Source organism: Xenorhabdus sp. SGI240 (genome assembly GCF_040081915.1).
Taxonomy (GTDB): Bacteria; Pseudomonadota; Gammaproteobacteria; order Enterobacterales; family Enterobacteriaceae; genus Xenorhabdus; species Xenorhabdus bakwenae.
In genome coordinates this window covers 1-3,325 of sequence record NZ_JBEBMB010000161.1, presented here as the reverse complement: position 1 = coordinate 3,325, position 3,325 = coordinate 1, and the positions used below count along the sequence as shown (strand labels likewise).

Sequence of the window (3,325 nt, the reverse complement as noted above, 5' to 3'; positions counted from 1 at the left end):
TTGCGTAATGCACAAATAATTTCGGCTGGGTGCCAGTCTTGTCGAGTGTGAGTCATAACCTGCTTCCCCTTCTGTTGATTATTGATGGTGGTGGTTCAGACAGGGATCTCACTACCGGGAGTAACCTTCCGGCGAGGCCGAAGCCTCCCCTGCCTGAACCGCCATTGAAAGGGCGATAACAGGCGCACTGGCAGAAAATTCCTACCAGTGGGTTACTCTTAGCAAGGGTGAGATTCCTTGACTATCGGATTCTGCCGATAGCTTTTTTACTTTAACGAATTACGTTATCTAATTCAATAATCGAACGTGTTAGTTTAACAAGTAAATGAAATATATTCAGAATACTCAAAGTATATGCTGCGACAAAACTTTTCTGTTTAGCTCAGTTATGCGGGTTTCACACTCCTGCGGATAATCAAAGCCAATAATTTGGGCAACTTCCCGTCCCAAACGCCCATATAGTTGAGTCGTTGCTTCAAATGCGCGTAATGCATCAGATGAGTCAAACCGTCCGAAGGTGTTTTGCAATTCAGTCCACGTTGGCGAATCAGTCCATTCCTTTAAATGCAAGCCATTATGCCATAGGTCTATCGACTCATTATTTCGAGCAAGTGCATGCCATTCCAACATACACATCAGGAGTTCTTTCATCGTGTTATCACGAAACTTAACCAACCAGAGTTCCCCGCGAGACAAATATTTAGGTATATGGAAAGCTTCAAACCAAAATTCTTCAACTGAAGTTTTGAATTCGTACTGTGATGGAAGCTGTCTCGCTGGAAATCTGTATGTTGAAACAGGAAGCACTTGGGTAATCGACGTTTTGTCTAATAGTATTCTATACCCTCGTTCATAGAGTTCATCAAGAATTCCACTCTCTGCCATGTGGTGAATACGATCAATACCTGCCAGAGTGAAATCGACTTTTACGCCATTGTTATAAATGGCAAGACGTGTGGCCCATGCTTGATGTTCGTCTGGATCAAGACGAAGCACAGTAATCAGTTCACCAAATTCATGCATCCACTGATCATCTTTCATCAGTGATTTTGGGTCGGATACAATGATTTCAATATCAATATCCGAAAGATCATCACTGGAATTATCTTTTCGGGCCAGAGAACCAGTCTGAATCAGTGCCTGAACGTTGTCTGCATTCTCCGCCCATTTGATAATGGCTTTCAGGCAATTATCCCGCGATTGCATATTGCTTACTCCATTTCACTAAAAAAAGGACGCAAAGCCAGCGACCAAGACAATACTTATTTTATTGTTTACCTTAAGATAGAGCATATTTGAGTCACATGATGCTGAAAAGGCAAAATTATGAAACCAATAACGAATAATGACCACTTAAGCAGAATTAAGATAACAGGCTACAAATCTATCGCAAAATGTGATTTACAAATGGGAAGCCTGAATGTCCTTATTGGGGCCAATGGTGCCGGAAAATCCAATTTCATCAGTTTTTTTCGCTTCTCCGCCGCATTACTTGATCAGCGCTTACAATCTCTCGTTGGCAAAATGGGGGGACCCGATACACTCTTGCACTTTGGGCGTAAAAAAACCGAGTTTATGAGTGCTGAGCTTTCTTTTGGCCGCAATGGTTATAAATTTGAACTGGAACCGACTAATGATAACCGCATGATGTTCCGCCACGAATCACTCTTTTTCGGCAGTAAGAAAGAGTATGATATTGGTGCAGGACATTTTGAATCTAAGGTTAATCAACATCATACAAGCCTTGAAAATGGCACCTTGCCGCCCACGCTTCGTTGGCAGGTATATCATTTTCATGACACGAGTGACAGTGCCAAAGTTAAACAAACTCACCGTATTAATGATAATGATTATCTGCGGGAAGATGGGGCTAATTTAGCGGCGTTTCTGTATCGCCTGCAAAAACATCACCAGCAACATTACGCCCGCATTATCAAAACTATTCAGATGGTTGCACCTTTTTTTGGTAATTTTTACTTGCGGCCTACGCCGGATAATGCCGATTATATTCAGCTTGAATGGACAGAAAAAGAGCAGGACATCCCTTTTAAAGCCAGTGAACTCTCTGATGGCACTTTGCGCTTTATTTTATTAACGACTGTGCTACTGCAACCCGAAGATTACATGCCCGATTCTATTATTATTGATGAACCTGAACTCGGACTCCATCCCTATGCCATCAACGTATTGGCAGGTTTGATTAAAAATGCCAGCAATAAACATCAACTGATTATTTCTACTCAGTCCGTTGAGCTGGTCAATCAGTTTGATGCTGATGACCTGATTGTGGTCGACAAACAACAAGGCGCTTCTACTTTTAAGCGTTTGGATAATGAAGCTCTGTCCGAATGGCTTGAAGACTATAGCCTGGGTGAATTATGGAAGAAAAACTTACTCGGCGGGAGACCACAGCGATGATCCGTATCAATGTTTTTGTAGAAGGACAGACGGAAGAAACTTTCGTGCGGGATGTGCTGGCGCCTTATTTTTTTGCACAACAGATCTATCTGACCCCCATATTAGCCCAGACGAGTTCCAGCCAGAAAGGTGGGATTACGAGTTACGGCAAAGTAAAACACCAAATTACCCGCTTATGCCGACAAGATCCCGGTGCATTCGTCACCACACTTATCGACTACTATGGCCTGCCGACTGATTTCCCTGATTATAACGAACAACGGGATAATGCGGCCAACGAACGGGTAATGAAGCTGGAACAAGCTTTCGCAAATGATATCGGACAGGCTAATTTTATTCCCAATCTGTTATTGCATGAATTTGAAGCCTTACTGTTCTGCCAACCCGAAAAATTTGCAGACTGACTTGATGACCATGCACCGATTGCCGCACTACAGGCCATCAAAGATGAATTTGATACACCTGAAGATATTAATAACAGCCCGCAAACGGCTCCGTCTAAACGTATTCTGGCAATCATTCCCAATTACCATAAAACCTTACATGGTCCACTGATCGTCGGTGATATTGGTTTAGATACCATTCGCGCCCAATGTCCACATTTCAATCAATGGCTAAACAAGCTGGCTACACTGGTCACTCGTATTAAATAAGCCACATCATTTTACCAGTAAATAAGAATAAGCCCTGTGATAACAGGGCAATAGGTTAAACAGCTCAGAACGGGATCTCCGAATCCCAGTCCATTTCCTCCTCTTCCTGTAACGCAGCAGGTTGTACTGCCGGAGTCGCCTTTCTTTCCTTATTGGCGGGTTGAGAAGGCTGTGGCCTCGGTGCTGACTTATGCCCCACCTGCTGAGCAGCCGCCTGTTTTACATCGCCACGGCTTCCCAGCATCTGCATCGTG

General features: G+C 43.4%; 2 protein-coding genes and 2 pseudogenes. 2 read left to right on the top strand and 2 right to left on the bottom strand.

What is annotated here, in order from left to right; translation table 11 throughout:
- Positions 1-345 precede the first annotated feature (345 nt).
- Positions 346-1,206 carry an aminoglycoside 6-adenylyltransferase gene (locus ABLA76_RS17950; protein ID WP_273549767.1) on the bottom strand — a complete coding sequence of 287 codons (861 nt, stop codon included), beginning with the start codon at positions 1,204-1,206 and terminating at the stop codon, positions 346-348.
- A gap of 120 nt (positions 1,207-1,326) precedes the next feature.
- Here ABLA76_RS17950 and ABLA76_RS17945 point away from each other — a divergent pair, with 120 nt between their 5' ends.
- Both ABLA76_RS17945 and ABLA76_RS17940 read left to right on the top strand, forming a co-directional pair.
- Complete coding sequence (locus tag ABLA76_RS17945; protein WP_348988951.1) at positions 1,327-2,418, top strand: AAA family ATPase; 1,092 nt, start codon at positions 1,327-1,329, stop codon at positions 2,416-2,418.
- Positions 2,415-3,071 (top strand): annotated as a pseudogene (locus tag ABLA76_RS17940) (DUF4276 family protein). The gene ABLA76_RS17945 and the pseudogene ABLA76_RS17940 overlap by 4 nt, the downstream one beginning before the upstream one ends.
- A 64-nt stretch (positions 3,072-3,135) precedes the next feature.
- Here ABLA76_RS17940 and ABLA76_RS17935 read toward each other — a convergent pair.
- Positions 3,136-3,325, bottom strand: a pseudogene (locus tag ABLA76_RS17935) (single-stranded DNA-binding protein); the annotation flags it as partial.

Coding starts and splice junctions, on each gene's coding strand:
- ABLA76_RS17950 (WP_273549767.1), bottom strand. CDS start 1,206: ATGCAATCGCGGGATAATTGCCTGAAAGCCATTATCAAATGGGCGGAG.
- ABLA76_RS17945 (WP_348988951.1), top strand. CDS start 1,327: ATGAAACCAATAACGAATAATGACCACTTAAGCAGAATTAAGATAACA.